8 protein-coding genes are annotated in these 5,557 nt (G+C 61.5%); 3 read left to right on the plus strand and 5 right to left on the minus strand.

Features of this window, described 5'->3' with window-relative positions; all coding sequences use genetic code 11:
- A partial coding sequence (locus AC1DT3_RS10970; RefSeq protein WP_477465292.1) for a DUF5996 family protein occupies window positions 1–882 on the minus strand: 882 nt, incomplete at its 3' end.
- A 146-nt stretch (window positions 883–1,028) separates the two neighbouring features.
- On the opposite strand from AC1DT3_RS10970, the gene AC1DT3_RS10975 reads away from it, so the two are divergent.
- A complete protein-coding gene (locus AC1DT3_RS10975; protein ID WP_477465293.1) occupies window positions 1,029–1,244 on the plus strand; it encodes a dodecin in 216 nt (71 codons plus the stop codon).
- Between the two features lie 10 nt (window positions 1,245–1,254).
- Here AC1DT3_RS10975 and AC1DT3_RS10980 read toward each other — a convergent pair whose 3' ends face one another.
- Window positions 1,255–2,439, minus strand: coding sequence for a BaiN/RdsA family NAD(P)/FAD-dependent oxidoreductase (locus tag AC1DT3_RS10980; RefSeq protein WP_477465294.1), 1,185 nt, complete (start codon window positions 2,437–2,439; stop codon window positions 1,255–1,257).
- Between the two features lie 154 nt (window positions 2,440–2,593).
- Between AC1DT3_RS10980 and AC1DT3_RS10985 the strand changes: the two genes are divergently transcribed.
- A complete protein-coding gene (locus AC1DT3_RS10985) occupies window positions 2,594–3,040 on the plus strand; it encodes a host attachment protein (protein ID WP_477465295.1) in 447 nt (148 codons plus the stop codon).
- Between the two features lie 44 nt (window positions 3,041–3,084).
- Complete coding sequence (locus tag AC1DT3_RS10990) at window positions 3,085–3,429, plus strand: DUF5335 domain-containing protein (RefSeq protein ID WP_477465296.1); 345 nt, start codon at window positions 3,085–3,087, stop codon at window positions 3,427–3,429.
- 22 nt (window positions 3,430–3,451) lie between these two features.
- On the opposite strand, the gene AC1DT3_RS10995 is transcribed toward AC1DT3_RS10990, so the two are convergent.
- From AC1DT3_RS10995 to AC1DT3_RS11005, 3 genes are all read right to left on the minus strand, one after another.
- Window positions 3,452–4,912, minus strand: a complete 1,461-nt coding sequence (locus tag AC1DT3_RS10995) for a metal-dependent hydrolase family protein (protein WP_477465297.1) — start codon at window positions 4,910–4,912, stop codon at window positions 3,452–3,454.
- A 99-nt stretch (window positions 4,913–5,011) separates the two neighbouring features.
- Window positions 5,012–5,314 (minus strand): putative quinol monooxygenase, encoded by a 303-nt coding sequence (locus tag AC1DT3_RS11000; protein ID WP_477465298.1) that lies wholly within the window; start codon window positions 5,312–5,314, stop codon window positions 5,012–5,014.
- 95 nt (window positions 5,315–5,409) lie between these two features.
- The coding region (locus tag AC1DT3_RS11005) for a GreA/GreB family elongation factor (RefSeq protein WP_477465299.1) at window positions 5,410–5,557 on the minus strand (148 nt) is incomplete at its 5' end.

A 5,557-nucleotide genomic window follows, 5' to 3' on the forward strand; every position in this document is an offset into this window, starting at 1 on the left:
GTCCCACCCGCCCTTGTCGGCGGCGGCGTCATATGTCGCCGTCAAAAAGGCGAGCAGCAGCGCATCGGGATCGGGCGCGTCGCGAACCGCATCGTAGGGCAGAATGAACTCCCCGAGTGCCGCGTCGAACCGCGCCGCATCCGGCACAGGGCTCTCAGCGAAACCCGGTGGACCGGGATACGCATAGGAGTAGAACGCCGCCTGGGGAAACGCTTCGCTGCCCGGCCAAAATCCGGCGCTGCTCACCTCGTGCGAGTAGGCTTCACGTGTGACGTCGTCCGGAAGCCCCGGCACGCCACCGGGATGGGGCGGCGCTCGGCGCCCTGAGAAGCGCGTCACAGCAAGATCGAAGCTGCCCCAGAAGAAATGCACGGGGCTCGCCTTCCCGAGAAACCCGCTCCGAAAGTGCTTGAACACCCGATCGACCTGCACGAGCGCGCGCCAGAATCGGTGCACTGCGTCCGGATCGTAGGACGCGTGGGTGCGGTCCTCCGAGAAGCGGATCGGATTAGCGATCTCGTTCGGCATTTCGTCGATCGAAACCTTGATCCCGAGATCCGCCATCAGGTCCATGACGCGGCGATAGAAATCCGCGACGCTCTGTGGTTCGAGCGGGATCGCGCGTTCCTCGCCGCGGCTCGTCCGCACCAAAAGGCGATGGTGGACGAAGTCGAATTCAATCTCGAAGATGTCTTGACCATAGGGGATTGGCGATGTCGCCAGACCCCGAGCGGACACGTAGAGCGTCACCTGCCAACCATGATTGAGCCACGGCGACAGCGCGAGGCGGATTTTGCCGACGACCTGCGTCCAAAGCTGGAGGGTGGCGGCGGTCTCGCGCCAGGAGGAATATGGTAACTCGGGCCAAGCGTTGGCACCCATGATGCGCCCTTCCATCGTTGAGCCTCTATCATCCGCTCGTCACGCGGCCGGTCAATCCTCATCCATCGGCAGCATCAACTGCGTATGCCGCTTCCCCATCGGCTTAGGTGCGCTACCTCCCAAGCCTCAATCCACGGGAGCGCGACATGGACGATCACGTTTACAAGATCATCGAGCTGGTCGGTTCTTCCGACAAGAGTATCGAAGGTGCGATTCAGGCAGCGATCGAGCGGGCCAGCAAGACCTTGCGTAATCTGCGTTGGTTCGAAGTCGTGCAGACGCGCGGCCAAGTCGCGGACGGCAAGGTGCGACATTATCAGGTCGTGCTGCGAGCGGGCTTCACACTCGACGACGAGGATTGACGGGGTTGGCTCAGGCCACCTGACCGGCGCACCATCCCGACGACCACGCCCATTGAAAATTATATCCGCCGAGCCAGCCTGTGACGTCTACGACTTCGCCGATGAAATAAAGGCCGGGTACGGATTTCGCTTCCATCGTACGCGAATCCAGCGCGGCCGTATCGACGCCGCCGAGCGTCACTTCGGCTGTCCGGTATCCCTCAGAACCGGCTGGCTTGAAGCGCCATCGGTTCACCGCCGCGTCGATCCGCTGCAGATCCTTGTCCGAGAAATCGGCAAGGTTCTTGCGTGTCACCCCCTCCTCCGCCTCGGCGATCAATTGCGCCAGGCGCTTTGGCAGGAATGCTGCGAGGGCCGTCTGAAGGGCCTGGCGACCGTTTTCCGCCCGCGCGCCACGCAGGACATCGTAAACCGCAAAGTCTGGAGCCATCGCGATCTCGATCTCGTCCCCCTCGCGCCAATAGGATGAGATCTGAAGAATGGCAGGTCCACTCAAGCCGCGGTGGGTAAACAGCATCGCTTCCGAAAAGCGCGTCTTGCCCTTTGTTGCAATGGCATCGACGGCTACGCCTGCAAGTGGTTTCAACCGCTCCAAGGCATGAGGCTCCAGCGTGAGCGGTACGAGCGCGGGTCGGGTGTCCAGGACGTGCAGGCCGAATTGCGCGGCGATATCGTAGCCGAGGCCGGTCGCTCCCATCTTCGGGATCGACTTTCCACCACACGCTACGACGAGCGAACGGCATTTCACGGCGCCGGTCGAGAGCTGCAGCGCAAAGCCATCGGCGTCCCGCTCGGTCCGGATGACCGAAGTGTTCAGACGCAAGTCGACGCCATGCTGCTTCATTTCCCCCACCAGCAGGGCGATGATCTCCTTTGCGGAACCGTCGCAGAACAGCTGGCCCAGCGTCTTCTCGTGATAGGCAATGCCATGACGTTCGACGAGCGCGATGAAATCGCCCTGCGTGTAGCGGCGTAGAGCGGAGATGCAGAAGCGCGGGTTCTGCGAAAGATAGTTCGCCGGCGCAGCGTGAAGATTGGTAAAATTGCAGCGCCCGCCGCCCGAGATGCGGATTTTCTCTCCTGGCGCGGATGCGTGATCGAGGATGAGCACGGACCGCCCGCGCTTCCCGGCCTCGATGGCGCACATCATGCCGGCCGCTCCGGCGCCGATCACCACTACATCAAAAATCTTCAAGACAGGCCTTTCACGATGCCAATCGGGCGCGCGAGGCGTTGGTAATCCGGTCTGGCGCGGAAGCGCAAGCGGCAGGTGCGGCATCGTTGGTCGTTTCGGTCATGCGCCCTAGATCAAGGAGCAAGCACGCTCTTGTTGTGAGGAGGATATCGATATGGTGCACTCGCGCCCCCGCGCCTTGGTAGCCGTCGCCGATGGACGAAAAGCGTTTCTGTTCGATGACACCGGTACGACGCTCCAGCCCCGTTTGCACCTGAAGAAGTCCATGGAAGCGCAGGATAATCCGCCGACGCACGCGCAAGGTACCGATCGGCCCGGGCGCTCATTCCAGAGCGTGGGTCACCAGCGAAGCGCGATGGAACAGACCGATTGGCACGAGCGGGCCGAGTTCCAGTTTGCCAAGGACGTCGTCGAGGCAATCAAAGCATTGCATCAGAAGGAGCCGTTGCCGGGACTGATGATCGTCGCCCCGCCGCGCACCCTGTCCTACCTCCGTCAGGAACTCTCGCCTGCGCTGAAAAAACTCGTCATCAGTGAAATCGACAAAGACCTGACGAAGTTCACGCCCCAGGAGATCGAGAGGCACATCGCGCCCTCTTGAGGATGTTTCCTTCGCAGGTCGAACGACAATCAACGGAGTTCGCCATGACCATTCGCAAGCTCGATCGCAACCAGTGGAAACCGTTTTGCGACCGTGTCTCCAAAGGCCTGCAGGGACGGCTGGCGGAAGTCCAGATCCTCTCCCCTGCGCTCGGTGTGCAAAACGAGGCGACATGGCTGCCGCTCATCGGCCTCGTCTATGATCCGAAACGCGATGTCATGGAGATCGCTCTCGACGGGATCGATCACCTCATCGAGAATCCATCCGAGCTCTATGCGGACGAGAGTGCTGGCGGCCTCGCCAACATGGAGGTCATCGGAACGGAAGGCGTTCGGCAAATCGTGACGTTCCGCGACCCTCTGATGCTGCCGGCACCACAGGCGATGTAGGGGAATACGCGCCAGCAAGTTCCTAGGCGGCGAGCGTGTTCTTATAGATCTTCCCATCCTTCATGATGATGAGGAAGTTCTTGGCGGGATCCTCGATCAGCCTGACGTTCTCCAACGGATTGCCGTCGACGAGGAGCAAGTCGGCGAACGCGCCTTCTTCGACGATTCCGAGCTTCCCGGGATAGGGGTTGCGCGGCCCTGAGAGAGCGAGCAGGTCTGCATTGGTGGCGGTTGCCATCGTCAGCAATTCGGCGTTCGTGTACCAGCGAGTGAGATGCGTGAGCATGGCGTTTTGCCGCGCCGTCAGCGTGCCTGAAAACAGGAGATCGGAGCCGAATGCGGTCTTGATGTTGTACTTCTTCGCGAGTCTATAGGTGCTGTCCGTGCCGGCGATGACCTGGAGCTGCTTGATGCGGCTTTGACCGGTCAGCGGGACGGAATCTTCGTCGCCGACGAAGGGTTGGGTGCTCAACCAGACCCCCTTCTCGGCAATCAGCTTCGCCGTTGCCTCGTCCATCAGATGCCCATGCTCGATGCATCTGGAGCCGGCCGCGATTGCCCGCTGGATCGTGTGTGAAGCGTAGGCGTGGGTCGTGACATAGGTGCCCCAATCTTCTGCCACTTCCACGCCCGCACGCAGTTCGGGCACACTGAACGTAGACATGTCGAGAGGGCTTCGGGGTGAGGATACACCACCGCCTCCAACGAGCTTGATCTGCGAAGCGGCCTGAAGGAGTTGCTCGCGAACACGTAGCCGGATCTCGTCGGGGCTGTCGGCGATCATGTTTCCGCCCGCCTGCTCGCCGGCGCTCAGCGCTCCACCAGCGACCCTGGGCAGCTCGGTCACCGGACGCAAATCGCCATGTCCGCCCGTCGTCGTGATCATCGGACCGGACGGATAGATGCGGGGGCCCACCACCACCCCCTCGTCGATCGCCTGTTTCAAGGCGTAAGAAGGACCGCCGAGATCGCGGATCGTTGTAAAACCACGCATCAGCGTACGCTCGGCTTCCGCGCTCGCGGCGAGATGGACATAACCAATGTCCGAACTCATCAGTGCCTGAAGCGGAAGCGCCGCGAACATGGCGTGCCAGTGTGCGTCGATGAGGCCCGGCATCACGACACGACCGCCACAATCGATCACCTGCGCGCCATCAGGGGTCGCGAGACTGCCGTCTCCTACCGACTTGATCTGATTGCCCTCGACGAGGATGCGACGCCCTTCGCGCAAGGCGCTCGCCTTTCCGTCGAACACGCGCACGTTCGTGAACAAAATCGGTCGCGGCGGCACGAGCGCGGATTGTGCGCCTGCGCGTTTCGACACGCCGAGGAAGCCGACCGAAGCGGCAACGCCGGCTACAAAGCCTCGCCTTGAGAGGTCCACTCCGATCCGGCGCGTGAGGGATTGCAGTTCCGGCCTGTGGCATAGGCAGCCGGCATGATCGGCTGTCGCGTCATCATCGGCTGGCGTGCAGGAAAACATCGCGCATCTCCAAGAACCGAATCGACGTCCCCTAAGAGATCGTAGATTTCGCCAGAACTGGAGAAACTATAGTTTCGTCGCAGCGCGCCCGTCAAAGCGCTAATGCGGCAGCTTCGCGGCCGTGAGATCGAGCCTCTGAATTTCCGGGGCGTTCGCGAAAAGATCGGACGATTTCTCCATCAGGGCCTTCGCGACCTTCCCCGACAAATGTGCCTGACGACCGCTGTCGTCATCGAAAACATCGAAAATGCCGAAAGTGCCAGGGCTCATCTTGAGGGCGAACCACGCCTTCGTGCCCGGTTCCGCCTCGACGAGCGGCAGCGCCGATTTCAGAAAACTCTCGACTTCCGCTTCCTTGCCGGGCTTTGCCTCGAGACGCACGTAGAGACCAAGCTTGACCATGATAGCCTCCTCTTTCCGATCGCGTGCTCTTGCACGATCCGCGCATATAGGAGCTTGTCGCAGACGGCACAGGAGGTCTGGGAGACGCAAAAGGGCTATGCGATGCCGATGATCTCGACCTCGGCGGCTCCCGCAGACGCAACGTCGCCGACCTTCTTCTGCATTAGCGCTTGGGCAAGTGGCGACATGTAGGAGATCGTTCCTTTGGCCGGGTCCGCTTCATCCTCGCCGACGATCCGGTAC

This window comes from Microvirga sp. P4_G7 (assembly GCF_056401005.1).

What these genes read in the sequence shown, in the direction of transcription:
- AC1DT3_RS10975 (WP_477465293.1), top strand. Translation starts at nt 1,029, where the DNA reads ATGGACGATCACGTTTACAAGATCATCGAGCTGGTCGGTTCTTCCGAC.
- AC1DT3_RS10985 (WP_477465295.1), top strand. Translation starts at nt 2,594, where the DNA reads ATGGTGCACTCGCGCCCCCGCGCCTTGGTAGCCGTCGCCGATGGACGA.
- AC1DT3_RS10990 (WP_477465296.1), top strand. Translation starts at nt 3,085, where the DNA reads ATGACCATTCGCAAGCTCGATCGCAACCAGTGGAAACCGTTTTGCGAC.
- AC1DT3_RS10995 (WP_477465297.1), bottom strand. Translation starts at nt 4,912, where the DNA reads ATGTTTTCCTGCACGCCAGCCGATGATGACGCGACAGCCGATCATGCC.
- AC1DT3_RS11000 (WP_477465298.1), bottom strand. Translation starts at nt 5,314, where the DNA reads ATGGTCAAGCTTGGTCTCTACGTGCGTCTCGAGGCAAAGCCCGGCAAG.